Below are 26,077 nucleotides of genomic sequence, written 5' to 3'. Positions count from 1 at the left end.
GCGGTTACAAGTGTTTTAAAATCTTATTTTTAGCGCCTCAAATACTGATACATGCATATCAGTTTTTTTACGGTAAACAGTAACTAAAAATGAAAGTTTTAAAATTTGGCGGAACATCAGTGGGTAGTCCCGCCCGTATGAAAAACCTGCTCGACATTATTAATCCCACCGAAAGACAAATCGTTGTACTTTCGGCAGTATCAGGCACCACCAATAGCCTGGTTGAAATTGGACAAGCCTATCTTAACGGTGATAAGAAGAAGGCTATCAGTTTTATAAGTATACTGAAGGATAAGTACGAGCTGTTTATAAAAGAGCTGTTTAAAACCGATGAATTTTTAAAACAAGGCAAGGAAGTTATCGACTATCATTTTTCGGTACTCAGCAATTTGGCTAACGATCTATTCACTTCTATTGAAGATAAGATTATTCTGGCACAGGGCGAATTGTTATCGACTACTTTATATCATGTGTACCTGAAAGAGATAGGTGTGCCATCTGTGCTGCTTCCGGCGCTTGATTTTATGAAGATTGACGAGGATAATGAGCCTATTGTTGATCATATCACCGAAAAAATTACTCCCTTACTGGATAAACACCCTGATGTTAATTTATTTATTACCCAGGGCTTTATTTGCCGTAATGCTTTTGGCGAAATTGATAACCTGCGCCGTGGTGGCAGCGATTATACCGCATCGTTAATAGGTGCCGGTATCCACAGCGAAGAGGTGCAGATATGGACCGACATTGATGGTATGCACAATAACGATCCGCGCATTGTAAAAGGGACACAGCCAATTGCCCAATTGTCATTTGATGAGGCTGCCGAGCTGGCTTACTTTGGTGCAAAGATCCTGCACCCGCAAAGCGTGTTCCCGGCACAAAAATATAAGATCCCGGTACGCCTGCTTAACACAATGGATCCGCAGGCCCAGGGTACACTGATCACCAATACAAGCGAAAAAGATAAAATTAAATCAATAGCGGCTAAAGATGGTATTACAGCCATCAAGATACAATCAAGCCGAATGTTGCTGGCACACGGTTTTTTACGCAAGGTATTTGAGGTTTTTGAACGGTACAAAACATCAATAGATATGATCACCACTTCAGAAGTTGCGGTATCATTAACTATTGATGATACCACTTATCTGGGCGAGATCACCAGTGAACTTACCGCCTTTGGCTCGGTTGACCTGGACGTTAACCATACCATTATTTGCGTAGTAGGTGACTTTGGCGCCGAAAAACACGGTTATGCCTCGCGTGTATTGGAAGCTGTAAAACACATACCATTAAGGATGATATCATACGGTGGCAGTGACCATAACCTGTCGTTACTGGTGAAAAATGAGGATAAAATAGAAACCTTGAGGAGCCTGCATAACAGGTTATTTTAATAACAAGGTCCTCTAACGCAATAAAAAACAAGCGCCAATAGCGGCACAGGCAAAAGAGATACAAATATTTAAAAGCAAGAGTTTTATGGTGAGCTTTCTGTCGTGATATAATTTATAGCTTGATAAAAGACCGAGGATTAAAGAGGCAGATACCCATACAACAACAAACAGATTACCCATTATTACTATGTTTAGTAAAACTAATATAAATAAATTCCAGGAGTTAGATACCCCGTTCTATTATTACGATATGGAAGTACTGCGGGCAACGCTTGATGCCTGTCGTGATGCATCGGCAAAGCATGGTTTTCATGTACATTATGCCATGAAGGCGAACTTTAACCCCAAGGTGTTGGATATGATACAATCTTTTGGTTTTGGGGCCGATTGCGTGAGCGGTAACGAAGTAAAAGCCGCTATTGAACATGGTTTTGATAAAGGTAAAGTTGTGTTTGCCGGAGTGGGTAAATCAGACCGTGAAATAAATTTTGCACTTGATGCTGATATTTTTTGCTTCAATGTTGAATCTGTTCAGGAGCTTAACATTATTGATGGACTGGCCGCAGCTAAAGGTAAAAAAGCCAACGTTGCTATCCGGATTAACCCTAATGTTGATGCGCATACTCATCATTTTATTACCACCGGTCTTGATGAAAATAAATTTGGGATAAACATATGGCAACTGCCAGATGTGGCCACTGCATTGCGTCAGTGCAATAATCTGCAGTTTTTAGGCATCCATTTTCATATAGGCTCTCAAATTACCGATCTGGAAGTGTATAAAAGCCTGTGTACCCGTATAAACGAAATGCAAGACTGGTTTGAAGATCATGGCTTCCCGGTTAAGGTTTTAAATACCGGCGGCGGTTTAGGTGTTGATTATCATAATCCGGACGGTAATATTGCCGATTTTGAAGGCTATTTTCAGGTGTTTAAAAGTTTCCTGAACGTTAAGCCAGGGCAAGAGGTACATTTTGAGCTTGGTCGCGCATTGGTGGCGCAGAGTGCTTCTTTGGTATCGCGGGTGTTGTATGTTAAGAACGGTCAGAAAAAGAATTTTTTGATACTGGATGCCGGTATGACCGAGCTAATTCGCCCTATGCTTTACCAGGCTTATCACCAGATTGAGAACCTAAGTCAAACTTCGGAAGCCGATACAAAATATGACGTTGTGGGGCCTATATGTGAAAGCACTGACTGTTTTCAGAAGGATGTAGACCTGCCCCAATCATTCCGCGGCGACCTGATCGCAGTACGTACAGCTGGCGCTTATGGAGAGGTAATGGTCTCTGGTTATAACCTGCGCGACAGGGTGGGGAGTGTATATTCTGAATAACGAATTATAAAAAATGTCCTGTCATTCTGAACGGAGTGAAGAATCTATTCTTGAGTTTGCATATTGGAGAATAGGTCCTTCGTTCCTCGGGATGACAATTAGGTAATACAATTTTTAGTATAGCAAACCCTTAAAGTACCCATCCGTAAAATCGGCGGCAAAGTGGATTACATTAGGTAGTTTCTCAAACTCATGTGGTTCGTGAGTAGTGGTAATCACTACTGCATTCATACCCGCATTGGCTGCTGCTTCGGCGCCTTTGGGCACATCTTCAAATACTAAACAATCTGTAGGCGTAACATTGAGCTGCTCTGCGGCTTTTAAAAAAGTTTCTGGATGAGGTTTGCTTAGTACTACATTATCGGCACTCACAATTGCTTTAAAATAGTGCCTGATGTTCAGATTATCGAGCACAAAATCAATATTGAAGGGAATAGCCGCCGAACCGATGGCCATCGGGATACCTTTTTGATGAGCTGTTTCTAAAAAATCAAGTAAACCGGGTAATAGCGCCAGGTGCGGTAAAAATTCCTGCTGGTATTTTTCTTCTTTGGCGTAAGATAGGTTTTCCATCTCTTCCATGGTGAAACGGTTAGGGCCAAACATTCGTACCAGTACCTCTGGGTTTTTGCCATACATCTGCTGTTTTACTTCGTCCCAGGTAAAATTGCCGCCTAATTGGTCATTTAAAAGGGTTTGCCATGCTTTGGTATGGTAGGTCATATCATTAATCATGGTTCCGTTAAGGTCGAAAATAAAAGCTTTCATGTATAGTTAATTTTGGGGGCAAACATACATTTTTTTAAAAAACTAAAACCGACAAAGCCGGATGCGCTTTACCGGAGGGTGAATTTTATCCCCGGAGTTGAATTTTTGTGCTTTTGTTTGTGTGTTGAAAATGAGATTGTTAATGTTGTTTGTGGTTGCAAAATGATTGTATAGGGTTGGGTTTGTAAAATAATATTGTACCTTGCGCACTTTAATAAATAAAATAATGCAAAAAGAAGGAACAGTAAAATTTTTCAATGAAACAAAAGGTTTTGGATTTATTACACCAACCGGTGGTGGCCAGGACATCTTTGTTCATTCAACAGGCCTGATCGATGAAATCCGTGAAAATGATAAAGTAGAGTTTGAAGTAGAAAACGGAAGAAAAGGTTTAAATGCGGTAAATGTAAAGGTTATTTAATTATAATATAATCATTAAACGTACCAGGCATTCACTTTAGTGAATGCCTTTTTTTATGCCTTATAAATTGTGGTTAGGGCAAAATTGGCATCGTTGTTGTTTGTATTAATGCAGGTTAAATCATCTACATAAAAAACTCAAAATGAAAGATCAAGCAAAAATTATAGCAGCACTTTTAGTTGGTGCGGCGGCAGGCGCCGCCTTAGGCTTATTATTGGCTCCTGAAAAAGGTGGCGAGCTAAGAGAAGATATTGCCGACTATATTAACGATCTGGTTGATACTGCCAAAAACAAAGCGCAATCAACAGCCAGCAACATAAAAGACTATAGCAGCAGTGCAATAGACAAGGCAAAAGCCAGATTTAGCGGTACAGTTAGCGACTTATACGAACGTGGCGAAGATGCTGTTGATGCAGCAAAATCAAAAGTAGGTGATGCTGCTTCTAAAGCGAAAGACCTGGGTGAAGATGCTGTAAATGAAGCAAAATCAAAAGCAAAAGGTGCAGCCAATGATTGGAACAATTCTGTACAAAACGCATAATATTTAGTACTATAAAAACAACAAAAGCCCGGCAACTGTGCTTGTTGCACAACTAAAGGCTACTAATTATTTAAAAGAGCAAATGACTGAAAGGTTATTTGCTCTTTTTGCTTTTCAAATAAGTTTGTTTTGAAAAAGCAGATGATTGCCATAAAGACATCCCCTGCGAGGTATAAAATCCGACCAATGCCTTTAGGTGATGGGTTTGGTTTATTTGTTTTAAGCATTTTCTTAAGCAGTTTTTTCAGATTATACGCAGTCGCTGCCATAATCATACATTTATCTGCTGAGGCAATGCTTTTGGTATACACTTTTTTCATTGCAGTGAAGTTAACGAGTGTCCCTAAAACAGGTTCTACTGTGCCACTACGTAAGTTTCTCATGTGTTTATCTATCCCATTGCTTAACCGTTCGAGCATCTGGTCATAAAGATGTTTACTTGCAGCATCTTCTAAGGATTTAATACCAACGGGGTTTGCACAGGTAGTTTTAAAAGGACAATCCTTACAATCCTTTTTGCTTGTCTGATAGATCTTATGAACCTTATTGCCTGCATAACGCATCCGACGAAAAGTAAGATTTATGCCTTGTGAACAAGTGTACCTGTCGTTTTTATGATCATAAGTAAAGCCCTCGCGGCTTGTCCGGTATCCACTGATGTTGGGGATATATCCGGTAATGTGATTGTCTTGCAAAGATTGTAAGGCTTCCGTACTACTATAACCCGTATCAGCAAGTACTTCTTCTACCTGAATATGATGTTCTTCCATATTTGCTATAACATGGCCCAACACTTCCGGAAAGCAACGGCTATCACCCTTGTCGGCGTGAAATGCTTGAATATAGGTAATGCAGTGGCTGGCTGTGTCCACGCTGACCTGGCTGCGGTAATACAGATCGTAAGGCTTCCTGGGTTTTACTGCAAAACGGGCATCTGGATCGGATGGGCTATAATGGGTACTGTTTGTTGGAGCGCGTCTTTTGACGGGTGGCTTAGGCGGCAGGTTGTCTTGGTCGGGTTCCTGTTCATTATTAGATTCTAATTCTTCGCTGTAAACTTGTACATCATCCAGTATTTGTTTCTCAATTACGCTCTCTATAGATGCATTGGCCTTGACCAATACGCTATCAACAGCCTGCCTTTTACCTGATACTAACCCTTTATCGATACACAATTTAAGCACTTGTTTAAATATGGCTACAAACTCCTGCTGCCCGTAAAGTTTACGTGTCCTGCTTAATGTGGAATGCCAGGGCAACTCTTCGTCCAGATCATATCCTAAGAAGTAAAGTACATCCATCCGCATGCGGGATGAACTGATGATGCGCCTGTCACTATTAATGTTCTCCAGATAGCCAACCAGCATCAGTTTCATAAACACAACAGGGTCTATGCTTTTTTGACCCTCCGTGCCATAATATTTGGCGGTATCCTGATATAGAAATCTCAGATCAAGGGTATCTTTTAATAACCTATATAAATTATCGGCGGGGATGTGGTCGGAAAGCTGAAACCGGATGAATAGCTTCTCTTGGTAATCTTTTTTGCCTTGCATGGCTTAAATATACAAACTAATCATCTGTATATCAAGTTATTGAATATATAAAAAACGATAATCAACTATAGTCAATTATCGTTTTTTATCATTCTAAAAGCCAGTTGTGCAACAAGCACAACTGCCGGGCTTTTGTTGTTTTTATACATTTGTTTATTATTTAACAACAAATTTGTTGTTGTTAACATGGGCATCCATAAATATGCCGCCGTCTAACACCACAGACTTTATGGTTTTGTCGGTTTTAAGACTCACGGTTATTTGTTTCTGATTTTTTTCCCAAACAGCCGGCGTTTGGTGTATGGTTTCGCTTGTGCCATCGGCATAGGTTACTTTTACATCAAAAGGAATGGCGAAGCCTCCGATGTTTTTTATAACGACAGTATAGCCGCCATTAACCTTACTAACATTCTTTATATCCAGATCGATATAATAATTGGTAAAGAACCAATTGTTAAAGAACCAGTTAAGATTGCGACCGGTTATATTACTCATAGAATTAAAATAATCCCAAGGGATAGGATGTTTTCCATGCCAGCGGTCCATATAGCCATGAAGGGCTTTTTTAAACAAAGCATCGCCCAGCATATCTTTTAAAGCAAAATAACTTAGTGAGGGTTTGCCATAAGAATTGTTTCCATAGCCGCCTTTTAATTCGCTTGATGGTGTAATAACCGGCAGGTCTTCAGTTGTTGATATATCATTGATCCATCTGTCAATCCTGAAATCTTTATAAAGAGAATCGGCCTTTTGCGCGCCGACTTCGGCAGTGCCAATCAGGCGTTCAAAGGTTGTTGCCCAGCCTTCGTCCATAAAGGCGTAACGGCTTTCATTAATGCCCATATAAAAAGGGAAGTAGGTATGCGCTATTTCATGGTCCTGCACAAATTGCGAAAAATACACATCATCATTATGGCTGTCATTTACCATCATAGGGTACTCCATATCGGCAAAACCCTGAAACGAGGTCATTTTAGGGAATGGATAAGGCACGCCTGGCCAGTTGTGTGAAAGCCAGCTTAACGAGTTACGGCCGTTTTGTACGGCATGATGAAAATCTTCGGCGTTGTCTAAAAAAGCAGCCTGCATGCTGGCCCTGCGGTGAGTAGCGTCATCAACAATGGTGCTGGCCGCATCCCAAACGTAATGATCGCTGATACCAACTGCCATATCGCTGATATCGTTTGCTTTCCAGATCCAGGTGTTTACATCATTTTGCGCGGTTATACCTTTTTTAGCCAAATCGGCAGCGGTAGCCACGTGAATGGTTGAGTCGCTGGTCATAGAAGCCTGTAATCGTTTGGCATATTCCGGTTGTAACACCTGATTGGGGTTTTGTAAGGTACCCGTTGCCCAAACAATATAATTTTTAGGTGCTTTTACCTGCAAGGTATAATCATTAAAATCGTTATAAAACTCCTGGGCATCTATAAACGGAAGCCTGTCCCAGCCATTATAATCGTCATAAACAGAAACCCGGGGATAAAAATAGGCCAGGTAATAAGTAGTTGAATCGATCATACCTTCGCGGCCGCTTTCCAGCGAGATCTGGTAATGCCAGGCAATATCAAGCTTAACTGAATCATGTGGCATTAGCGGTTTTGGCAAGCTTACCATTTGGTTGGTTGTGGCCATGGCGCTGTTTACTTTTTTTGGCTGGCCATTAATTAAAAAGGTATCAATTTGTATGCCCGGCGTTAAATAGTCGGGCTGGGCGTTGGCCCATCTTGCAGCGCCCGGTTTATGAATGTTGAGTATCAGTTTCATGTTAAGCCCTTTTATAGTATCGGGGCTATTATTAATGTAAGTGATCTGTTCTGTACCCTTGATATTACGGTTAGGAGGCAGGGCGGTTATGGTGATGTTATACCGGCCGTAGTTTTGCCAGTAATTTTTGCCCGGTTTACCATCGGCAGAGCGGGTGCCTTTGTTATAGGCCTGTTGTATATCACGGGGCATATACAAATCCTGAGCTTGTACTTGTGCCAGCATTGCGCAGGCGAAAGCACTTAAAATAAATTTTCTGATCATGTTTTTAGTTAATGCAAATTGCAAATTAATATAAATGCATTGACAATTAATAAGCGATTATCATTAATTTAACATCTGCTGATATGCTTCATATTCTTTGAAATGACGTGAATATTTATGATTTCGTAACAAATTTGTAACAATAACTAATTTAAGTTCAAATGTTTTGCTTGTGTGCGATATATTTTTTTACTTTGTTCAAGTTATTTTAATAGGGGTATTAAATAACTAATATTTAAGCCATTCGCGCTATGCGGATGGCTTTCTTTTTTTATAGGGAATAGCTAATCTTCAGTTAAATATTCTTTAGATAAGAGCATAAAAAGCTCATCATTATCAATTGATTCATCAAAGCATTCGGTAAGCAGTTGCAGCTCGTCGGTGTAATTGAGTTGCCTGGCAACCATAATGAGCATGCGGCACGAAGTGATGTTAATATGTTCGAGAAGTTGCAGGTACATGATCAGATCCATATCCTTTAAAACATGTAACTGATCTTCATCCAGGCAAAATTCATCCCTTACTATTGATTTGATGGGGTTGCAGTTTTTGTCTGATGGGGTTTCATGAATAAGCTTATATATTTCTTCCATTCTTGTTATCTGTTTCTTTATGTCGTCCCAAAATTCCTGTATGGCATATTGTAAAGCTTTAAATGATGCAAACTGTATTAAGTTGCCCAACTTGCTATTAAGATAGCATTTACCAAAATATACGCGGTTTAGGTTGTGTAGGAATACCTGTTTAAGTGATTGATGATCCAATGGCTGGGAAGGAGTATTGCTCATGATACACGGATAAGAATATTGTTAAATATGAGGATAGAACTCTATTGAGGCGGAAATGTTTAATCAAATGTAATATTAAAAAGCCCAGGTTTTATTTATATTCTGATATGAGGATATAAGCTAACTTTGTACATCGATATACACAACTATGAAATATAAATTAGGCGACTTTGTACGGTTTGTTGACGAAAAAATGGAGGGTTTTGTAACCCGTATTATTGACGACCAGATGATAGGCGTTACCGGTGAAGACGAATTTGAAATACCAGTACTGGCCAGTAAGGTAACCACTGTGCATGGTTATGAACCTGCCGGTACAAAAGGCACACCTAACGCTACCGAAGAGCCCGCTATACAAGGTGAATTTGAAAGGAAAGGCATTTATACTGGTGTGGTTGCTGATGCAAAAGCCAATTCAGTAGTTCATTTTTATTTGGTTAACAATACATCGTTCCAATTGCTGGCTACGTTAACTACCGAACAGCAGCAGGTATTTAAAGGCGAGTTTGCCGGGATGATAGCTCCAAAATCGGCTGTTAAAATATATTCGGCACAACTTGCCGATTTGCAATTGTGGCCTAAGTTTATTTTTAATGTTATTTACAGTACCAAACAAAATGTAGAACCACCTGCGCCGTTGGTTTTAAACGAGAAATTTAAGGCTAAAGATTTTTCAGCAACAAAAAAAGCGGTGCCATTACTTAATGAGCCAGGCTGGATGATACGTTTGGATGAACCCGAAATGGTGATTGATGCCCAGAAATTGAAGGAAAGCTTCTTTAAATCGCCTGAAGAGAAAATAGTGCTGGATAAGCCTGCCAAAGAGGTTGACCTCCATATTGAAAAGTTACGGGACGATTATCAGTTTTTACAAAGCAGCGAAATACTGAACATACAGCTGGCCCACTTTCATAAAATGCTTGACGCCGCTATAGTTCATCAATTGCCCGATATGGTATTTATTCATGGTGCGGGCAACGGTACTTTGCGCAATGAGCTGCATAAGGCATTGGGTAAGCATCCAAAAGTGCAAACATTTATGGATGCCCGTAAAGAAAAATTTGGCTACGGAGCTACTAAAGTGATATTCAAATAGCAAGAGTCAAGACATTTAGAATCAAGAACCAGGATAAAAAGGAAAAGCAAATTGGTTTCTGATATGGAAATAGATTTTCTTAGTTATCTTGATTCTTGCTTCTTAACTCTTAATTCGCATTATTTATTCAGGTTGTCAACCTTGTCATAAAACTCATTTTGGAGCTTAAGGGTTGATGTATCGGCTTTAATGGCTTTTAAAGCATTTACAAAACTTTCAATTTCATGTTCGGCGGTGAATTTTCCTAATTCGGTTGTGGCCTTAGCACCTTCGCCTGCGTAATGGTTTGGATAAGCGGCATACCACCAAATTGGGGTATACACGTTTGGCAAATTTAAACGGTGCTGATTGTCGCCAGACTGATCGGCAGCTCTATCCATTCTCATCAGGTCTGGCCTGTAATACATCAGGGTTGAAGTTTCACCCTCGCCGGCATGCTGGTCGTTTTTGGGATCGGATTTATGCATTTTAAGATATTGGTCTGTAAATGCTTTATCGTTTTGGGGAGCATAAAAATATACCGCATAATTATGCCGTTTGTTAAGCAACGATTGCATAAAGAACCTTATGAATTCGGGATTACCGCCATGTCCGTTCAGGATCACAATTTTATCAAACCCATTGCGGGCTATTTCATCGCATGTGGCTTCCAGTAGCTCCCATATAACCTTGCTTGGTAAAGCAAAAGTGCCGGGCTGGTGTCTGGCTTCGTTTATTTGTCCGTAAAAATAATCGGGGAACACGACTGCATATTCGGATTTAACAGCATGTGCAGCCCATTCGCGAACATGGATAAGATCGGTTCCCAGAGGTGAATGAGGGCCATGTTTCTCTAATATCCCGATAGGCAGTATACAGGTTTTTGATGATTTTTCAAGTGCCTGCTGAAAATCCGAAGCAACAAGTTCGTCCCAGCGGGCGGGTAATTGCTGTGCATGGGTAAAACCAGCAAACAGCAAAATAATTAGCAAAAATAAATAAGGTTTCATTTTGTTTAGATAATTGGTACATAATAATGTGGAGAGGAAATATTTGATTGAAAATTACAAAAAAATATTCGCTGTAAAGATGTGCTTATCAGTACGTAATGTAAATTTTACTCAGTCGGTTTATTTCAGATCGGGTAGCGCGTAACAAAAAGCTGCCCCTCTTTCGCTGGCATTTTCAACCCAAATACGGCCACTCATTTTTTCTATAAAATCTTTACATATCATCAGTGCAACGCCGGCGCCCTTCTCTTTTTCATTACTGTAACTCATTTTAGCCTTAAAATTAAATATCGACCCCATTTTTTCGGGTGATATGCCCTGCCCTTCATCCAGTACGCAAACGATAATTTCGCCAGGATGCACAATGGCTGAAATAGAGATATTTGAGTGCCGAGGCGAAAATTTAATGGCATTATGTATAAAGTTGCGATGGATAAACTGCACCAGTTCCTTATCGGCATAAATAATAGCGTTGGCATCTACATTATTGACGAATTTTAAATTACATTCTTCGGCCATGAGGTTAAAGGGCTGCAGGGCTTCATCTATAAGGTCCTTAAGTAATAGGGGCGCAGGCTGGTAAATAAAACCTGAGAGTTGTTGTTTTATCCAGTGTAATATGTTTTCAAATATCTCTAACGAAATATTGGAAGAGTGTTCCATGGTGTCAACCAGTTCCATGAGTTCTTCGCGGGTGAACGAGTCGGCGTCTTTTAAAACAGTTGCAAGCGTTTTTAAGGTACCTATTGGCTGTCTGAAATCGTGCGCCAGGATAGATACCAGGCGGTTATTAAATTCATGGTCAATTTCCAGCTTTTCATTACGGAGCAATACCGATCTGTTAAGTGCCTCAAGTGTTACCGCATGTTTTTGTTTAAGGCGGTACAAGCGATAAATAAACAATACAGTAATAGCACTTAACACCAAAAGTACCCCTAATATAATAACCAGCATTTGCCGGTTCTGGCTCCTGATGGTAATAGCTTCCAGTTGCTGATCTTTTAAAGCGTAATCAATATAATCAATCCCCGATGTGTTGGTAAACACTTCTTCATCGTCATAAAGTTTTAATAATTTTTCGCTGTAACGTTGTACCTCCGGAAGGTTGCTCAGGCTTATATTAATTTCATACAGTTTTTTGCCAAATATTTTTTGATAAATATGATATCCCCTTGACTCGGCAATATAAAGGCCTTGTTTATAATACCCTACAGCTTTAGCAGTATCATTGCCGATATACAAATCGCCCAGGCTTTGAATAATATCAAGGCTAAGGTAATTAAGGTCCATCGCTATACCTTCCATGGCGGTTTTTTGCAACAGGGCAATGCCTTTTTCGCGCTCATTATTTTTTAGGTAAAACTGTCCCTGTATCTGTTCGGTAACCAATAAAACCCGTTTGTCTTTATACTTTGTGGCTATCTGCCTGGCCTCATCAAGGTAAATGCTTACAGAATCTTTTGGTATTTCACCTGGATACATCAACAAGTAATTACAGAGTACCAGTGACAGGATCGAATCTCTTTTAAGCTTTCTGCCCAAATGCTCGGCTTTGTTTAAAAATTCAATGGCCTTGTCGTCTTCCTTATTTTCGTTAAAAACAAGCCCTATATTCATAAGCGCCTGAACCACATTTGATGAATCATGAATTTGCAGATAATGGTTGTAAGCGTCATTATAATACCTGAGCGATAGCTGCAGGTTGCCCTTCAGGTCATAAACTATTCCAAGCACATTTAACGCGTCGGCATTGCCTTGGCGGTAGTTTAATCTTTCGGCAATAGCTCTGGCCCTGACAGCGTAATAAAAAGCACTGTCGATATTGTTTTCATACATTAGCATCCCTAAACGGTTCAGGGCATCAACATATTTAATGCTATCGGTAATACGGGGAAGATCTTTTTTAATTTTATTGACAACCTTTAACTGACTGTAACCCACGGAAGCGGCGAATAGCAATATTATAAAAAAGACAAAGCGTTTTTTCATTAACCGATATTTATATTAACTGATTGTTTGTTGAAAAAATCAGAGGTATAATCTTATATCGTTATACGAAATAAAACCTGCAGAGTTGAGGCAATAGTAAATAAAAATACGAGTTAGGGGCGCAGATTAATTTCAGGTTCAGATCAATCGCCCCAGGCCGTGATTATCAAATTTCTGGAACCGCCGTAATTGCGGTGTTCACATAAATAAATGCCCTGCCATGTACCAAGTGCCAACCGGCCACTACGAATGGGGATCATTACCGAGCTGCCCAGCATAGCTGCTTTTAAATGGGCAGGCATATCATCGGGCCCTTCATCATCATGCAAATAGTCGGGGTCGTTTTCGGGTACAACCTTGCTAAAATACATCTCAAAGTCGCGTCTAACGGTAGGATCGGCATTTTCATTAATAGTTAGCGATGCCGAAGTATGCTGTATAAAAACCTGCATTATCCCGGTTTTGATATGTGCTATCTGGGGCAGAGCCTGTACCACTTCGGAGGTAATGAGATGAAAACCACGTTTTCTTTCCTTAAGTTGAAGTGTTTGCTGATGTATTTGCATAAGGTGTAAGTATAGATGTTTATTACTTTATTATCATATAAAATTAAAGCTTTAGTCATCATTCTCCAGATCGTTCATGATCATTTTAAGCTCGGCTAAATATTTGCCGTATTGTGACCGCACATGCCAGCTAATACAAGCATACACTACTATAAATGAAATAAGGATGTTGGCAAACATGATCAGCAATAGCTTTGTTGAAATAATACCGCCGGCCAAATGTTGCTGAATAGATGCCGCAGTTTGATTGCCGCACAGTAACCCTATGGCTACAAGTACGGCTATCGGTGCAATACAAAAGTTATAGGCTTTGTATATTTCTATATTCAACTCCAGTTCATAGGCTACTTTACGAACGCTGTTTTTGAGGTTTAGATCATAGCCATTCATAGACTTATAGAAAAGATAAAATTTGAAAAAATAATAAACGTTTAACACGATAAGTATCAGGAGTAATATATAAGTCATGTTGAACAAATAACCCGGGTGATGCCATCCAAACAAGGCTCCTAATATTACAGCGTAAGAAATTAGTGTTGCTATAAACTCATTTCTCATGTTTCGGCGGAGCTTTCCGGTAGCCGATGATGTTTTTCCCGAAGTTATATTAGTCGCTGGCAGATGCTGATCATTTTTATGCTGATCGTCGTTATTCCAGGCATCCTTTAATTCATCAATATTCATGATCTGTATTTTTAATTAGTTCTTTCAATTTATTTTTTACGCGGTTTAACCTTACCCGTACATTTATGGCAGTTATCCCCAGGCTTGCAGCAATTTCTTCAGACGATTGATTTTCCATGTATAGAAATATAAGCGCCTTTTCAACTTTATTGAGTTGTTTTAATGCTTTGTAAAACAGGGCCAATTGCTGCTCTGTATTGTTTTCAGCGCTGTGGTCCTGTAATTGCTCAAAGTTTTCGGGTAACGGCTCATTATCGGGCCGCCGTTTTTGTTTTTTAAAAAAAGTGATGGCCGTATTTAGCGCTACCTTGTACATCCAGGAAGTTATCTTACTTTCGCCCCTGAACGAATCAAAAACCCGCCATAACTGGAGTATCATTTCCTGCATCAGGTCATCCCGGTCGGCAGGGTCATCCTGGTAAACGCGGCATATTTTAAAGAGAATACCTTTGTTTTGTTCAATTAATTCCAGAAAACGGGTTTCTTTATTATTCACTTTTTACTTCTCTTTATACACAATAAGTATCTGCTTTTGAAAATCGTTACACACAATTTAAACTTATTTTTCGGGAGCAAGTAAATCGTGGAAATATACCAGTAAATAAAAAGCGGGACGATCGTATGACCACCCCGCTTTTTAATATCGTAAAATGTTACTTAGACTATGACCATACCACCATCCATGATAATTTCTGATCCGGTAATAAATTGTGCCGCATCATCGCTAAGGTAAGCTACCATACTGGCTACGTCGGCGGGGGTGCCCATGCGGTTTAGGGGAATTTTATTAATAAGATTTCCTTTTATGGTATTCCAGGTAGCTTCATCAATACCGGCCTTGCTCATTATTTCTGTTTCGGTAGGGCCGGGGCTTATTGCGTTTACCCTTATCTTGCGTGGTGCCAACTCAAGTGCTGCCGTTTTCATAACCGAATTTAACGCCGCTTTACTGGCCGAATATACCGAAGAACCAGGATGGTTTATGGTTGCGACAATGGATGAAAGAAAAACAACCGATGCGGCATCCCTTAAAATTGGGATAAATTTGCTTAGCGTAAAATAAGCGCCTTTGAAATTAATATTCATAATATCATCAAAATGCTGTTCTGACGCTGTTTCGATGGTTGACTGTGTAGTAATCCCTGCGTTTACAAAAAGGATATCTACCTCGCCATAATTTTCCTTTACCCATGCCGCCAGTTTTTCTGTTGCCTTTAGGTCTGACTGATCGGCGACAAAGCCGGTTACACCCAAATCGGCGACTGCCTTTTCTATGGCTTCTTTTCTGCGACCGGTGATGATTACGGTGGCGCCATTTTCTTTTAAATGCCGGGCGGTTGCATAACCAATGCCACTATTGCCACCGGTAATTACTGCTATTTTATTCTTAAAATTATTCATGTTCTTATTTTTTATTTGTCGATGCAAATATATCCTGTGAATGATATAATTTTGTAACCAGTATCACAGAGTATACCAGTAACAATATGGCAGCGACAACATCATCAAGTGCGGAATTTCCCACGGCAGAAGACATGAGCATTCTCTTCGGAAGTGATGGCAAACGGAACCAGGCCCGCGAAGTTCGGGCCTTGCAGGACACTATTTATGTAATTGGCGGTAAGTGGAAGCTACCTATCATTAACGCTATATGCAATGGCAATAAACGTTTCAGGGAAATTGAACGCAGCATACCCGGGATAACTACCCGTATGCTATCAAGAGAACTAAAGGAAATGGAAATGAATAAGCTCATCACCCGTACGGTATCTCCGGGGCCGCCGGTTTTGGTAGAGTATGAATCAACCGACTATTGCAAAACCTTTGGCCCAATGATTATGGCCATGATAAAATGGGGAATAGAACATCGTGAGAAAATTAAGGAAGGATAACGGTTAATCCTTACCCTCATCATTAAGGCTCATGCGCATGGTGAGCATGTGCCCTGCGAAGCCTACCTTCTCATAAGCTTTAAGCGCCGCAGTATTGGCAGCATAAACTTCCAGCCTTATCTCAGCAATATCATGCTGGTGAGCCCATTGTTTGAGTTTTTCAATAATCAATTTATTTATGCCTTTACCCCGGTGATGTGGCACCACATACATAAAACCAAGATGTACATGCTGTTTATGCTTTAAGTAATGTTTCGAGTCATCAATGCGGGCATAACCACAGCCTATTATTTCGGCACCGGTTTCCGCAACAAATATCCCAACATTATCTACCTTAATTAATTCGGCTATATCATAATAGTAAAGCGGCCCGGCTTTTAAAGTACCGTCAAACGGGCGCTCGGCATCAACTAAAGCTTGTTTAAACTGGTGCAGAGTGTCTAAATCACGTAATTCTGCTTCTCTAATAATTATTTGATTCATATTTTTGGTTGATGATATATTGGTAAAATTATGGGTTTAATACAGGGTTTTAACCGTCTGTAAAAATATTTCAAGCCAATTGTCCAGTTTAATGTTTAATGATCGTCATTTGGTTTTAAACACTTAAATTAACAGAAAATGAAAGACTTCTTATTTGTATTCAGAAACGATTATTCCGCATTGCCAGTACCTACACCTGAGGAGTTACAGGCCGCTACTCAAAAATGGATGGATTGGGTAGGTAGCATAGCTGCTCAAAACAAACTGGGAGATCGGGGAAACCGTCTGAAAGCGGAGGGTAAGGTTGTGAGGCCCAACGATGTGATTACCGATGGACCATACTCCGAAATTAAAGAATTGATAGGTGGATATACCCTTGTTAAAGCCAACTCATTAGAGGAAGCTACTGAGCTGGCAAAGGGATGCCCTATTTTAGCATTTGGCGGTAATGTTGAAGTAAGGGAGATTAATCCATTATAAACAACCGGGCAACGTAAAAACCAAAAAAGCCCTTGTACACTATACAAGGCTTTTTGGTTTTTACCATATCAATAACTGGCTTGCCCAATATCCAGGCGAGTGATTTTACCTTCGGCATTAAGCTGAAATTTAAAATAGGTTTTAAAATTTCCCCATTGATCGCTGTGAAATCTACCATAAACCGATAAACCATTGTTCTCTACTTTATCAATGCCGGTAAACCGTTCGTGTCCCAGCGCTTTTTCAAAAAAGCTTTTAAATTCCATTTTATGGTCATCGTCAAAAAGCTCAGCATTTTCGGTAAATAAAGCAAACCATGCTTTCTTATCACCGGCCTGTAAAGCATCAATGGCTTTTTTTACCACCGGGTTTGTCAATGTTTCGGTATTCATGATGTTTGTAGTTTTTGTGATTTGTATAGGGGCGCTCACCGCCTGGCTGTGCGTTGCCAATGTTATAAGTGAGGCATAAACAAGGTAATGATTTAATGTTTTCATTTTGTTGGGTTTTGCAGGGAATAACCCAGGTATATAATTAACAGGTTCATTAAAAGAAATGGGACTTCAATAGCCGCGCCTTTTAAATTTTTTTCTGATAGCTGAAGGCAAATGATAATTAAAATGGTTGCGGCCATAAGTATATTACCAATAACAAAGGTTTGAGGAAACAAAATAAGCAATGCGCTAAGCATGGTAATAGCTGCAAATAAAAATAAACCCTTATTGCTGAAGTGCCATTTCCCAAACATATCAAGCATTTGAGGAGCACTGGTAACCATAGCCCAGCCTTGTTTAAAGCCCATAAATACTACATACAAAATGAGCAGGGAATTGATGATTTTAACTAACATGGCTTTCGATATTACAAACTGCTACCAGGCTAATGAGCATTAGCCTGGTAGCAGTTTAATTAAAGTTGTTTATTAATTTGTTGCACCGCCATTTACCAGCAGGTGTTGCCCGTTTACAAATGATGAAAGGTCGCTGGCGAAAAACTCGGCCACATTGGCTACATCCTCCACCTCGGCCAGCCTGCCCATCGGACAGCTGTCTAATAATTGTTTTCTTAAACGTGGGTATGAGCCCTCTTCGGCAAAAATACCTGAGTGATCAACAGCAAAAGGTATGATAGAGTTTACGGTTACACCGCGATATCCGATCTCTTTAGAAAGAATATCAACCAGATAACGTGGCGTGGTTTTGCTACCGCCGTAAACAGCCATTCCAGTTACAGGGAATGAGGTTGTTGAAGAAGCGATGTAAATGATACGGCCATTGTCTTCTATCTGCTTGGCCGCTTGCTGCATAGTGAAATAGGTGCCTTTGGTGTTGATGGAGAACAAGCGGTCAAACTGTTCTTCGGTAAAGTCAACAACAGGTGTTTCTACCATTTCAATACCGGCGTTGGCTACCACTATATCTATTTTGCCAAACTCTTTTTTTGCTTCTGTAAACAGCTTTTCAATATCGGCTACCTTGCTTACATCTGCCTGTATGGCAATTACATGTACACCCATGGCTTTAATATTGCTCACTACTTCATCGGCAGATGCCTTGTCGCGTGAATAATTGATAACTATATCGGCACCAAGCGCTGCATAACGTTCTGCTATTGCTTTGCCTAAGCCTCTTGCTGATCCTGTAATTAAGGCTACTTTATTTTTTAATGAGTTCATGGTTTCTAAGATTTAAAATGTTGTGATAAAATGAATTGATTGTTTTTCTTGTTTCTTGAATCTTTTTTCCCGGCTCTGGCAATTAAGCCATTGCGCCATTGATACCTATGTTTTGCGCGTTGATCCATTTGGCATCGTCGCTAGCCAGGAATGCTACCACCTTGGCAATATCTCCGGGTTCGCCAATGCGGTTAAAGGCTGATAATGATGCCAGGCGATCGATCACTTCCTGAGGTTTGCCTTTGGTGAACAATTCGGTATTGGTAGGGCCGGGAGATACCGAGTTTACATTGATACCCCTCGCACCAACTTCTTTGGCAAATACACGGGTTAATTGCTCAACTGCTGATTTTGTTGCCGCATAAGTAGAATAAGTAGGCAGCATGATGCGGTTGTTAGAGGTAGAGAAGTTAATAACCGAGCCATTATAGGCCAGTTTGGTAGCGGCCTCACGTAATGTATTGAAAGTGCCGCGAACGTTGATGTCAAACTGGCGGGTAAAATCCTCGTCGGTAGTATCCTTTAATAATTTGGTGATCATGATACCGGCATTATTTACCAGTACATCAATTCGGCCATAGTGGGCAATAGCCGCGTCAAACATGGCTTTTACTTCGTCTGATTTACTTACATCGGCTTGTATGGCAATGGCATCACCACCATTTTGTTTAATATCGTTTACTGTTTGTTCTGCGGCGTCTGTACCACCTGCATAGTTCACAATTACTTTAGCGCCTTCGCTGGCTAATTTATGAGCTACTGCTGCACCTATACCTTTTGAGGCGCCGGTTACTAAGATTACTTTTTCTGATAGCGTTTTCATGATCTTTTTTTCTTTGTTTGTTTTGATATAACAAAGGTCAGGTTTAACGCAACCCAAAAAGTACAGATATTAAAGCATTACATACAAATATCTAAGATGTGATGGTACCATGCTGCTTCCGGTATAAAACAGGGGAGGTATCGGTGTATTTTTTAAAGTAATTGCTGAAGTGATTGGCTTCTGAAAAACCCAGCAGAAAGGCTATTTCTTTAATAGAGACAGAAGAGTTTTGCAGCATTGACTTGGCTTCGGCAATGGTTTTTTCAGCTATCCAGGTGCTGATAGATTTGCCTGTTTTAGTTTTAATTACATTGCTTAAATAGTTAGGGTGCAGGTTTTGGCCATCGGCATAGTCCTGCAACCTAAAAACCTGGTGTACTTTGCCGGCCCTCAGATCTCGGTAATGCTGCTCCAGCGTTCTCTTAAATATTTTAACAATTTGTGAGCTCCGGTTACCTTCATATATGGGGTTATAGTCTTTCCAGAAATACTCCTTTATTTTTAATAAAAGCACTACAAATAAATTACCTATTAAACGGTTACGGTAGGGCGAGCGTGAAATATACTCCTTATTTATTTGCAGGTATAGTTGTTCAAATTCGGCGAACGCCTCGGGCGTTAAAACCCGCGGGTGCACCGTTTCGGCGAGCAGAAAGGGGAATTCGTCAAAAATATTCGGATGTACATTTTCTTTCAAAAAGGATTCGCTTAGCGTAATCAGATACACTTCCTGTACATCAAACCACTCATGCGATTTATAATGGCCCGGATTGGTAAAGTAGATAGTGCCCGGTACGGTATCAAAATTCAGGTCGTCTGTAGTATATCTGCCGCGGCCGTCTTTCACAAAAACAAAGGAGAAGAAATTGGGCCTGAATACCGGCGATTTGAAAGGGAGTTCAAGATGGATATCCTTTAAGTTATGGATGGTGAAATCAGTTTTTTCATCAATCTCATCTGTTGGCAGCCCAAAATGGAGGTATTGTTTCAATAAAGTATCAAAGACCAGTTTTTTTTCTGTTTCTTTCATTTGGCAGGGGTGTGTAGTGGGGAACAAACCCGCGGTTTAAAATTAATAACAAATTTGCATACTTACTACATAGCTATATATGCACATGTTTGTTTTCCTGAAACACCGGCCGAAAACGAACATTTGTATGTATCGAAACTGAACAGATATGGTATTTTATCTTTTGTAATTTATTGATAACCAATTAAATAAAATGATGGCATTTGCTTTGTTGCATAGCTAACAAGCAGGAGGTTATCATGAAATATCATAAACAGCTGGAACGGCGCACATTTAACCAGGACAGGTTTGATATATTAATAAAGCGTCAGAAAAGTGGGAAGGCTACGTTTAATGAACTTACCGAGCTTGATGAGATTGTGAACCGTGACCCCGATATACGTGAGAGTATTTTGGAAGAAATGCAATCTATAGATGAGCCTCCGGATAACCCAGAAGTTGATGATATACTCCAGGATCAGCCTGCAAAATCACAAAGTTTGTTGAACAAAATCAGGTCGTTTATAGGCAGGTTATTCAACATGGCAATGGATAATAAATTTAAGCCCGCTTTTTAAGCTAAAATCTGTTGTAAAAATCCAAACGTATTTTATCCTTTACCATCGGCCCTTATCTTTTTCCTGTATTCATTAGGCGAACTCCCCATTAGCTTGGTAAACATCCTCGAAAAATAATATTGGTCTTCAATGCCCAAACTAATAGCTATATTTTTGATAGACATGGTTGTAAACGAAATATACTGACAAGCTTTTTGAACTTTAAGCTGATTAAAATATTCTATAGGAGCGTAACCTGTTTTTGTTCTGAAAATAGCGGAGAAATGTGAGGTTGATAGCTTCGCGAAACCCGACAGGTCATCAAGCCGGAGCACTTTATTAATGTTATCCTGCATAAAATTGATTGTTTTTTCAACAACGTCATTCTCAATATTATCCTCCAGATGATTGAATTTATCCTCATATATCAATGATGATAAAAAATGAGAGAAGATCATGTTTACATAACGCAGCGTATCTCCGCTGTACCCTTTTTCCAGATTATAACATATATCTTCAAAAAGCTTTATCCGGTCTTCATTATAAGATAGATAAGGTTTATAATTTTCAGAGTTTTTCAGGATCAGGTCAATAATAAATGTAGCTGTTTCACCTTTAAAATGTATCCAGTAAATAGTCCACGGCTTATCCATATTTGCCGCGTATTTGTGGGGCGTATTAGCCGGTATTGCTATAAATTGCGATGGTGAAACTTCCACCTTCTTTTTGTTGATCTCCAGCCAACCATATCCCTCGGTACAATAAATAATGATGTTTTGGTTTATGCCATTTGGTCGTTCAGCATAGTGATGCTGGGCTTTAGGATAATAACCAATATCGGTTATATATATCTGTTTGGTAACCGGGTCCTTACTTAGAAAGTTGGTGATGATCTTTTTTGGCAATACAATAAGTTTCTGCCCGTCAAAACCTTCTCTCCGCCTTAAAGTTGTATTTTTTGCCATTTTTTGCAGGGATATAATGGATAGTGGGAATGAACTATCGCTATTTACAAACATTAATAAAAAAGTGCAGAAATCATCATAAAATATTTCATTTTAATAATCTGGTTCGAGATTTTATAGATATGGTATATATCTGTTTATCTGCCCCGGAGAGTAATAAATTCATTAAGGTATATCAAATATCGCTTGCAAGGAACCAATTTGCATTGTCATAATAAAATCCATCATTATCGTAACATTAACTATTTTTTAATCTCATTTAATCCGTGACATTTACATCATAACCAATTGTACATTTTATCAGTATTTAGGCACATATATCCTGGTCCTGCAGGTTTGCCAGCTTTTTACCGATAAGGGTATCCCGGTATAAACTATGATGATGAAAATATTAATTCGCCCGTTTGCGGTTATCGCTTTAGTATTGCTTGGCCAATACGCCTTTGCTCAAAAAATATTCACAACAGTTAGTAAGGCTGAGATAACTACTTCGCATGTTACCATATCCCTTAATGTGCATACAGGTATGGTTAATTATACCTTCCCCAACGGCATCCTGATCACTAACACGGTAGGCTATATTAATGATGTAAAATTGGGCATAGTTTCAACCGCTGATTTTACAGAACATAAGTATACTACCAAGGAAGTTCAGGATAACATAGGCAAAGGCCGAACGTTTATCATCACTCATAACGACAATAAGCATCCGTTTGTGCTGGAGCAGCGTTTTACCAATTATGAAAGCCTGCCTTATACGCTTATTAGTTTAACGGCGAAAAATAAAGATGGGCAAAGTGCAGCTTTGGAAACCCGCGATATAAGCCCCATAGCTGTTTTGCCAAAGTATAAAAGTCGGTTGTTTATTCCCGGTACAGAGCCACGTATACTGGATGTGCCTTTTGATAACGACGACTGGACGCCTACGGTAGAAAGAAGCTGGCCAAAAACCGGAGATGCAAAAAGCACAGGTATAACATATGAATTTACCGCGGTGTACGATATGCTTAAAAACTCGGGCCTGGTGATCGGCAGCGTTAAACACGATTTCTGGAAAACAGGGCTGGCCTATCAAACAGGTACCGAGTTAGGTTATGTAGATTCACTGAAAGTATTTGGCGGCGCCTCCACACCCGATGATCCTAAGCTAAAACCGGCCTATGGCGGTAACGATGGCACGCACGACCTGGTGGCTCATGGAACTATGATTGGGCAGTCGGTAAGTTCACCAACCATATTTTTATGTGCGATGGCTGATTTGCATGAAGCATTTGTTCAGTATGGAAATGCTAATTCGGCCATTAACGGTAAACAAACATGGAATGGTTACGCCCCGGTTTATTGGAACAGCTTCGGCGTAGAGGGCGTATTGGGTTACGAGGGTGTAATGATGCCGCCTGCAGTTGAAAAAACATCCGACTTTTTGCATACACTTAATAACTTCAGCGGCTACTCCAAACCGGTAATGAGTATCGACTCTTATGATCAGGGTATTTACTCTACCGAGGTATTGGCCAATCTGGGTAAATACTTTGCTAAAAATAATCAGCAAATGGGCTTTTACTTTATCCCATTTGCCATGTGGAGCTGGAAGGACGATATCAATAATAAAAAAATACCCGGCTCAAATTATCCTTTAAAAGATGTATTGCTGCACGATAATGACGGCAAACCCATCATGTATAAAGATGGTAAATGGGGCGCTTATGCTATGGATGCTACGCACCCGGCTATCCGTTTGTATATTATCCAGCAATTGAAAAAGGCAAAGGCCATTAATGCCAAATTTCTGAAGATTGATTTTCTTACCGGGGGCGCATTGGAAAGTACAACCCGTTATAATAAAAACATTCGTACGGGTATGCAGGCTTACGATTATGGCATGAAAACACTTCGTCACTTGGTTGATTCTATTATGGGAAAGGATATTTTTATCACACAGGCCATATCGCCCATGTTCCCGCATCAATACGCGCATACCCGTTTTATATCAACTGATGTGTATTCTCACCTGCGCGATGACCAACAGGGCTTTCCGCATTGGGGCAGTACAGAGGCTTCACTGGCAACCGGATCACACATGGGCTGGGTTCAGGGTACGCTGTTCCCGTACACTAACCTGGATGTAAGTATTATGAAAAGCTTTCAGAAAAACCCCGACCTGAATGAGCAGGAGATAAAGGTGCGAATTTACGCCATGATGGTGATGGGCAGTATACTGGGCGATGGCTCAGATTTCAGGCACCCGATAGCGGCAACCCGTGCACAGGAGTTTTTAAATAACAAACAAGTGGCTGCGTTTTTCAGTAACCCCAAAGCGTTTATACCACTGAAGGCCGCCGATGGAGAAACATTTGATCAACAAATGTCATTTTACCTGCCGGGTAACAATACCGCAACCGGCAACAATGCACTGCTGGCGCTATTTAACTTTGATAAACAGCACCATTTTGAACAACAGTTTACCCGTGCTACGCTGCACCTGGATTTGCATAAAAAATACCAGTTTAAAGATATGCTCACCGATGCCGTTGTTGGTGAACTTACTAAAGATGAGCCCGACTTTAAACTAAATGCAAACCCGGTCGACGCGTTAATGATAAAATTGGTACCTGTAAATGAATAATCCTGATTAAATAACGATATTATGCTTAAACCAATAAAACATATCCTGAAAAATGAGTAGTTCAAAAGCCTTTAACAGCCGGTATATCATCGGTATCTCTTTTATTTCGGCACTTGGAGGGTATCTCTTCGGGTTCGATTTTGCCGTAATATCGGGGGCATTACCCTTTTTACGTACGCAATTTGCGCTTGATCCTGTTTGGGAAGGGTTTTTAACCGGCTCGCTGGCACTTGGCTGCATTGTGGGTTGCCTTATAGCAGGTAATCTGGCCGATAGGTATGGTCGCAAGCCTGGACTTATGGTAGCCGCCCTTATCTTCGCAGTGTCGTCCATCGGCATAGCTTTCTCACAAACGTTAACCTACTTTATAGTACTGCGCTTTGCGGCGGGTATTGGTGTGGGGATGGCCTCTATGCTTTGCCCTATGTACATTGCGGAAGTATCGCCCGCCGAAGTAAGGGGGCGTAATGTGGCCATTAACCAGCTTACCGTAGTTATAGGTATATTGATAACTAACCTGGTTAACTATTTTTTGGCAGATGCCGGCAGCGATGCCTGGCGCTGGATGTTTGGTTTGGGCGCGGTACCATCGGCAGTGTTCCTGATAGGTGTGATTTGGCTGCCCGAAAGCCCGAGGTGGCTTATGAAATCAGGACAGGAGGAAAGAGCCCAACAGGTGCTCAATAAAATTGGGTCATTAGAGTTTGTGGATACCACCATGAAAGCTATTGAAAAATCACTTGCAGGTAATACCGCGAAACAATCATACAAAATGGTGTTCGAAAAGTCGGTTCGCCCGGCGGTAATCGTCGGTATAACATTGGCGGTATTCCAGCAGTTTTGCGGTATCAACGTAGTGTTCAACTACACATCTACCATATTTGAGTCGGTAGGAGCTAACCTTGACCGCCAGTTGTTCGAAACCGTTTCTATTGGCGTGGTGAACCTTGTGTTTACCCTGCTGGCCATGTGGCAGGTTGATAAATTGGGCCGCCGCCCGCTGATGCTGGTTGGCTCGCTGGGTTTATCGGTATTATATATTGTACTGGCGGTGGCTTTGCAAAACCATTTCCCTGCCGGGCTGGTATCCATATTTGTGTTGCTGGCCATTAGTACATATGCCATTTCGCTGGCCCCGGTTACCTGGGTGCTTATTTCGGAGATATTTCCTAATAAGATCAGGGGTGTAGCGTCATCAGTGGCTATTGTGTCGCTTTGGGGCGCTTATTTTATACTGGTTTTTACCTTTCCTATACTGGCAAAAAGTTTAGGTACTTATGGCCCTTTTTATCTGTATGCGGGCATTTGTTTCCTGGGTTTCCTGTTTGTAAAAGCCCGCGTTAAAGAAACTAAAGGAAAAACCCTTGAAGAACTCGAAGAAAATTTAATCAGACATTAATCA

At 40.4% G+C, this 26,077-nt stretch carries 27 protein-coding genes; 10 read left to right on the top strand and 17 right to left on the bottom strand.

Annotation, left to right across the window (positions count from 1 at the left end; genetic code table 11):
* Positions 1-89: 89 nt before the first annotated feature.
* Both SNE25_RS26915 and lysA read left to right on the top strand, forming a co-directional pair.
* Positions 90-1,400 (top strand): aspartate kinase, encoded by a 1,311-nt coding sequence (locus tag SNE25_RS26915; protein ID WP_321562117.1) that lies wholly within the window; start codon positions 90-92, stop codon positions 1,398-1,400.
* A 187-nt stretch (positions 1,401-1,587) separates the two neighbouring features.
* The gene (gene lysA / locus SNE25_RS26910; protein WP_321562116.1) at positions 1,588-2,736 is read left to right on the top strand and encodes a diaminopimelate decarboxylase; all 1,149 of its coding nucleotides are present in this window, start codon (positions 1,588-1,590) and stop codon (positions 2,734-2,736) included.
* Between the two features lie 114 nt (positions 2,737-2,850).
* On the opposite strand, the gene SNE25_RS26905 is transcribed toward lysA, so the two are convergent.
* Positions 2,851-3,504 (bottom strand): HAD family hydrolase, encoded by a 654-nt coding sequence (locus SNE25_RS26905; protein ID WP_321562115.1) that lies wholly within the window; start codon positions 3,502-3,504, stop codon positions 2,851-2,853.
* Positions 3,505-3,730: 226 nt separating this feature from the next.
* On the opposite strand from SNE25_RS26905, the gene SNE25_RS26900 reads away from it, so the two are divergent.
* Together SNE25_RS26900 and SNE25_RS26895 are read left to right on the top strand one after the other, a co-directional pair.
* A complete protein-coding gene (locus tag SNE25_RS26900; RefSeq protein WP_166089472.1) occupies positions 3,731-3,925 on the top strand; it encodes a cold-shock protein in 195 nt (64 codons plus the stop codon).
* A 142-nt stretch (positions 3,926-4,067) separates the two neighbouring features.
* Positions 4,068-4,466 carry a YtxH domain-containing protein gene (locus SNE25_RS26895; RefSeq protein ID WP_321562114.1) on the top strand — a complete coding sequence of 133 codons (399 nt, stop codon included), beginning with the start codon at positions 4,068-4,070 and terminating at the stop codon, positions 4,464-4,466.
* A 62-nt stretch (positions 4,467-4,528) separates the two neighbouring features.
* On the opposite strand, the gene SNE25_RS26890 is transcribed toward SNE25_RS26895, so the two are convergent.
* The 3 genes from SNE25_RS26890 to SNE25_RS26880 form a co-directional block, all read right to left on the bottom strand.
* The gene (locus SNE25_RS26890) at positions 4,529-6,022 is read right to left on the bottom strand and encodes an IS1182 family transposase (RefSeq protein ID WP_321562113.1); all 1,494 of its coding nucleotides are present in this window, start codon (positions 6,020-6,022) and stop codon (positions 4,529-4,531) included.
* A 156-nt stretch (positions 6,023-6,178) separates the two neighbouring features.
* On the bottom strand, positions 6,179-8,053 hold the full coding sequence (locus SNE25_RS26885) for a M1 family metallopeptidase (RefSeq protein WP_321562112.1): 1,875 nt from the start codon (positions 8,051-8,053) through the stop codon (positions 6,179-6,181).
* 284 nt (positions 8,054-8,337) lie between these two features.
* Positions 8,338-8,841, bottom strand: coding sequence for a DUF892 family protein (locus SNE25_RS26880; protein ID WP_321562111.1), 504 nt, complete (start codon positions 8,839-8,841; stop codon positions 8,338-8,340).
* A gap of 148 nt (positions 8,842-8,989) precedes the next feature.
* Between SNE25_RS26880 and SNE25_RS26875 the strand changes: the two genes are divergently transcribed.
* Positions 8,990-9,937, top strand: coding sequence for a Smr/MutS family protein (locus tag SNE25_RS26875; RefSeq protein ID WP_321562110.1), 948 nt, complete (start codon positions 8,990-8,992; stop codon positions 9,935-9,937).
* 119 nt (positions 9,938-10,056) lie between these two features.
* Here the strand turns inward: SNE25_RS26875 and SNE25_RS26870 are convergent, their stop codons facing one another.
* The 6 genes from SNE25_RS26870 to SNE25_RS26845 all read right to left on the bottom strand — a co-directional run bounded on the left by SNE25_RS26870 (position 10,057) and on the right by SNE25_RS26845 (position 15,566).
* Positions 10,057-10,926, bottom strand: a complete 870-nt coding sequence (locus SNE25_RS26870; protein WP_321562109.1) for a creatininase family protein — start codon at positions 10,924-10,926, stop codon at positions 10,057-10,059.
* 120 nt (positions 10,927-11,046) lie between these two features.
* Positions 11,047-12,915 carry a tetratricopeptide repeat-containing sensor histidine kinase gene (locus SNE25_RS26865; RefSeq protein ID WP_321562108.1) on the bottom strand — a complete coding sequence of 623 codons (1,869 nt, stop codon included), beginning with the start codon at positions 12,913-12,915 and terminating at the stop codon, positions 11,047-11,049.
* Positions 12,916-13,058: 143 nt separating this feature from the next.
* The gene (locus SNE25_RS26860; RefSeq protein ID WP_321562107.1) at positions 13,059-13,481 is read right to left on the bottom strand and encodes a secondary thiamine-phosphate synthase enzyme YjbQ; all 423 of its coding nucleotides are present in this window, start codon (positions 13,479-13,481) and stop codon (positions 13,059-13,061) included.
* Positions 13,482-13,532: 51 nt separating this feature from the next.
* Positions 13,533-14,165 carry a hypothetical protein gene (locus SNE25_RS26855; protein WP_321562106.1) on the bottom strand — a complete coding sequence of 211 codons (633 nt, stop codon included), beginning with the start codon at positions 14,163-14,165 and terminating at the stop codon, positions 13,533-13,535.
* The gene (locus tag SNE25_RS26850) at positions 14,155-14,661 is read right to left on the bottom strand and encodes an RNA polymerase sigma factor (protein ID WP_321562105.1); all 507 of its coding nucleotides are present in this window, start codon (positions 14,659-14,661) and stop codon (positions 14,155-14,157) included. Before SNE25_RS26850 ends, SNE25_RS26855 begins: the two co-directional genes overlap by 11 nt.
* A gap of 161 nt (positions 14,662-14,822) precedes the next feature.
* Complete coding sequence (locus tag SNE25_RS26845; RefSeq protein ID WP_321562104.1) at positions 14,823-15,566, bottom strand: SDR family oxidoreductase; 744 nt, start codon at positions 15,564-15,566, stop codon at positions 14,823-14,825.
* An 86-nt stretch (positions 15,567-15,652) separates the two neighbouring features.
* Here SNE25_RS26845 and SNE25_RS26840 point away from each other — a divergent pair, with 86 nt between their 5' ends.
* The gene (locus tag SNE25_RS26840) at positions 15,653-16,057 is read left to right on the top strand and encodes a winged helix-turn-helix transcriptional regulator (RefSeq protein WP_321562103.1); all 405 of its coding nucleotides are present in this window, start codon (positions 15,653-15,655) and stop codon (positions 16,055-16,057) included.
* A 3-nt stretch (positions 16,058-16,060) separates the two neighbouring features.
* On the opposite strand, the gene SNE25_RS26835 is transcribed toward SNE25_RS26840, so the two are convergent.
* Positions 16,061-16,540, bottom strand: a complete 480-nt coding sequence (locus SNE25_RS26835; protein WP_321562102.1) for a GNAT family N-acetyltransferase — start codon at positions 16,538-16,540, stop codon at positions 16,061-16,063.
* Between the two features lie 138 nt (positions 16,541-16,678).
* On the opposite strand from SNE25_RS26835, the gene SNE25_RS26830 reads away from it, so the two are divergent.
* Complete coding sequence (locus tag SNE25_RS26830) at positions 16,679-17,020, top strand: YciI family protein (RefSeq protein WP_321562101.1); 342 nt, start codon at positions 16,679-16,681, stop codon at positions 17,018-17,020.
* A gap of 68 nt (positions 17,021-17,088) precedes the next feature.
* Here SNE25_RS26830 and SNE25_RS26825 read toward each other — a convergent pair whose 3' ends face one another.
* The 5 genes from SNE25_RS26825 to SNE25_RS26805 form a co-directional block, all read right to left on the bottom strand.
* A complete protein-coding gene (locus SNE25_RS26825; protein ID WP_321562100.1) occupies positions 17,089-17,517 on the bottom strand; it encodes a hypothetical protein in 429 nt (142 codons plus the stop codon).
* Entirely contained in the window at positions 17,514-17,870 is a 357-nt protein-coding gene (locus SNE25_RS26820; protein ID WP_321562099.1) for a hypothetical protein, read from the bottom strand. Before SNE25_RS26820 ends, SNE25_RS26825 begins: the two co-directional genes overlap by 4 nt.
* 72 nt (positions 17,871-17,942) lie before the next feature.
* Positions 17,943-18,695: an SDR family oxidoreductase gene (locus SNE25_RS26815; protein WP_321562098.1), complete on the bottom strand. Its 753-nt coding sequence runs from the start codon at positions 18,693-18,695 to the stop codon at positions 17,943-17,945.
* 82 nt (positions 18,696-18,777) lie between these two features.
* The gene (locus SNE25_RS26810) at positions 18,778-19,518 is read right to left on the bottom strand and encodes an SDR family oxidoreductase (protein WP_321562097.1); all 741 of its coding nucleotides are present in this window, start codon (positions 19,516-19,518) and stop codon (positions 18,778-18,780) included.
* 91 nt (positions 19,519-19,609) lie between these two features.
* Positions 19,610-20,548 (bottom strand): helix-turn-helix domain-containing protein, encoded by a 939-nt coding sequence (locus SNE25_RS26805; RefSeq protein ID WP_321562096.1) that lies wholly within the window; start codon positions 20,546-20,548, stop codon positions 19,610-19,612.
* 239 nt (positions 20,549-20,787) lie between these two features.
* Here SNE25_RS26805 and SNE25_RS26800 point away from each other — a divergent pair, with 239 nt between their 5' ends.
* On the top strand, positions 20,788-21,105 hold the full coding sequence (locus SNE25_RS26800) for a hypothetical protein (RefSeq protein ID WP_321562095.1): 318 nt from the start codon (positions 20,788-20,790) through the stop codon (positions 21,103-21,105).
* A gap of 32 nt (positions 21,106-21,137) precedes the next feature.
* Here SNE25_RS26800 and SNE25_RS26795 read toward each other — a convergent pair whose 3' ends face one another.
* Entirely contained in the window at positions 21,138-22,049 is a 912-nt protein-coding gene (locus tag SNE25_RS26795; RefSeq protein WP_321562094.1) for an AraC family transcriptional regulator, read from the bottom strand.
* Between the two features lie 376 nt (positions 22,050-22,425).
* On the opposite strand from SNE25_RS26795, the gene SNE25_RS26790 reads away from it, so the two are divergent.
* Positions 22,426-24,675: an alpha-amylase family protein gene (locus SNE25_RS26790; RefSeq protein ID WP_321562093.1), complete on the top strand. Its 2,250-nt coding sequence runs from the start codon at positions 22,426-22,428 to the stop codon at positions 24,673-24,675.
* A gap of 52 nt (positions 24,676-24,727) precedes the next feature.
* Positions 24,728-26,074, top strand: coding sequence for a sugar porter family MFS transporter (locus tag SNE25_RS26785; RefSeq protein WP_321562092.1), 1,347 nt, complete (start codon positions 24,728-24,730; stop codon positions 26,072-26,074).
* The last annotated feature ends 3 nt before the right edge of the window (positions 26,075-26,077 follow it).

The sequence above is a fragment of the Mucilaginibacter sabulilitoris genome (genome assembly GCF_034262375.1).
Lineage (GTDB): Bacteria > Bacteroidota > Bacteroidia > Sphingobacteriales > Sphingobacteriaceae > Mucilaginibacter > Mucilaginibacter sabulilitoris.
The sequence above is the reverse complement of the archived record's forward strand: the minus strand, read 5'-3'. Positions and strand labels throughout refer to the sequence as shown.

Coding starts and splice junctions, on each gene's coding strand:
- SNE25_RS26890 (WP_321562113.1), bottom strand. CDS start 6,022: ATGCAAGGCAAAAAAGATTACCAAGAGAAGCTATTCATCCGGTTTCAG.
- SNE25_RS26795 (WP_321562094.1), bottom strand. CDS start 22,049: ATGGCAAAAAATACAACTTTAAGGCGGAGAGAAGGTTTTGACGGGCAG.
- SNE25_RS26825 (WP_321562100.1), bottom strand. CDS start 17,517: ATGAAAACATTAAATCATTACCTTGTTTATGCCTCACTTATAACATTG.
- SNE25_RS26800 (WP_321562095.1), top strand. CDS start 20,788: ATGAAATATCATAAACAGCTGGAACGGCGCACATTTAACCAGGACAGG.
- SNE25_RS26875 (WP_321562110.1), top strand. CDS start 8,990: ATGAAATATAAATTAGGCGACTTTGTACGGTTTGTTGACGAAAAAATG.
- SNE25_RS26790 (WP_321562093.1), top strand. CDS start 22,426: ATGATGATGAAAATATTAATTCGCCCGTTTGCGGTTATCGCTTTAGTA.
- lysA (WP_321562116.1), top strand. CDS start 1,588: ATGTTTAGTAAAACTAATATAAATAAATTCCAGGAGTTAGATACCCCG.
- SNE25_RS26805 (WP_321562096.1), bottom strand. CDS start 20,548: ATGAAAGAAACAGAAAAAAAACTGGTCTTTGATACTTTATTGAAACAA.
- SNE25_RS26865 (WP_321562108.1), bottom strand. CDS start 12,915: ATGAAAAAACGCTTTGTCTTTTTTATAATATTGCTATTCGCCGCTTCC.
- SNE25_RS26915 (WP_321562117.1), top strand. CDS start 90: ATGAAAGTTTTAAAATTTGGCGGAACATCAGTGGGTAGTCCCGCCCGT.
- SNE25_RS26880 (WP_321562111.1), bottom strand. CDS start 8,841: ATGAGCAATACTCCTTCCCAGCCATTGGATCATCAATCACTTAAACAG.
- SNE25_RS26785 (WP_321562092.1), top strand. CDS start 24,728: ATGAGTAGTTCAAAAGCCTTTAACAGCCGGTATATCATCGGTATCTCT.
- SNE25_RS26885 (WP_321562112.1), bottom strand. CDS start 8,053: ATGATCAGAAAATTTATTTTAAGTGCTTTCGCCTGCGCAATGCTGGCA.
- SNE25_RS26870 (WP_321562109.1), bottom strand. CDS start 10,926: ATGAAACCTTATTTATTTTTGCTAATTATTTTGCTGTTTGCTGGTTTT.
- SNE25_RS26810 (WP_321562097.1), bottom strand. CDS start 19,518: ATGAAAACGCTATCAGAAAAAGTAATCTTAGTAACCGGCGCCTCAAAA.
- SNE25_RS26840 (WP_321562103.1), top strand. CDS start 15,653: ATGGCAGCGACAACATCATCAAGTGCGGAATTTCCCACGGCAGAAGAC.
- SNE25_RS26855 (WP_321562106.1), bottom strand. CDS start 14,165: ATGAATATTGATGAATTAAAGGATGCCTGGAATAACGACGATCAGCAT.
- SNE25_RS26820 (WP_321562099.1), bottom strand. CDS start 17,870: ATGTTAGTTAAAATCATCAATTCCCTGCTCATTTTGTATGTAGTATTT.
- SNE25_RS26900 (WP_166089472.1), top strand. CDS start 3,731: ATGCAAAAAGAAGGAACAGTAAAATTTTTCAATGAAACAAAAGGTTTT.
- SNE25_RS26860 (WP_321562107.1), bottom strand. CDS start 13,481: ATGCAAATACATCAGCAAACACTTCAACTTAAGGAAAGAAAACGTGGT.
- SNE25_RS26895 (WP_321562114.1), top strand. CDS start 4,068: ATGAAAGATCAAGCAAAAATTATAGCAGCACTTTTAGTTGGTGCGGCG.
- SNE25_RS26835 (WP_321562102.1), bottom strand. CDS start 16,540: ATGAATCAAATAATTATTAGAGAAGCAGAATTACGTGATTTAGACACT.
- SNE25_RS26845 (WP_321562104.1), bottom strand. CDS start 15,566: ATGAATAATTTTAAGAATAAAATAGCAGTAATTACCGGTGGCAATAGT.
- SNE25_RS26815 (WP_321562098.1), bottom strand. CDS start 18,695: ATGAACTCATTAAAAAATAAAGTAGCCTTAATTACAGGATCAGCAAGA.
- SNE25_RS26830 (WP_321562101.1), top strand. CDS start 16,679: ATGAAAGACTTCTTATTTGTATTCAGAAACGATTATTCCGCATTGCCA.
- SNE25_RS26905 (WP_321562115.1), bottom strand. CDS start 3,504: ATGAAAGCTTTTATTTTCGACCTTAACGGAACCATGATTAATGATATG.